This window comes from Winogradskyella rapida, from assembly GCF_042675845.1.
In the GTDB taxonomy this organism is placed as follows: Bacteria; Bacteroidota; Bacteroidia; order Flavobacteriales; family Flavobacteriaceae; genus Winogradskyella; species Winogradskyella rapida.
In genome coordinates this window covers 1-540 of sequence record NZ_JBHTKM010000053.1, presented here as the reverse complement: position 1 = coordinate 540, position 540 = coordinate 1, and the positions used below count along the sequence as shown (strand labels likewise).

Here is a 540-nt window from a genome sequence, read left to right as displayed (position 1 = left end):
ATGTGATTACATACCTACGATCGAAACACGCGAAAATTAAATAAAGCCGGTCGCTAACATTGTGTATATTTAATTGCTTGGATCTTGCTCATGTGGAAATTCCTTCGGAATTTCCTCGGGTTCGGTTCATTTTTACTAACTTAGTTCCTTAATCACGCAACTAACCATACACCTACCGTTGTAAAACATTGGACCAAACTTTATGAATGTAAAAAAAATACTATTTGACTTTGGCAGTTTTATTTTTGTAGGATTAACTTTTCTCGGATTTATAATAATTTACGCTGGAATTGGAGGAAGAGGAAGATATAATCCGACAAGTGATACTAATTGGTATTTTGTTGGAACAGGTATCATACTTATTTTACCATTTGTTATCTATATGATTAAAACAAAACTTATGCTAAAAAAATCTTCGGACGAAAATATTGAGCGAATAAATGACTTGATTAGAACTGGAGACAAAGTAATTATTGATTTAGACAAATTAGAAATTCAAAGTAATAGCTACAAACAAGAAATAGAAGTTGGAAGCGGATA

Annotated in this window: 1 protein-coding gene; it reads left to right on the top strand. The window is 31.7% G+C overall.

All coding sequences use genetic code 11. The features are described 5' to 3' along the window. Positions 1–202: 202 nt before the first annotated feature. Positions 203–540, top strand: a 338-nt coding sequence (locus tag ACFQ13_RS07205) for a hypothetical protein (protein WP_386115688.1), incomplete at its 3' end; no start/stop codon positions are given.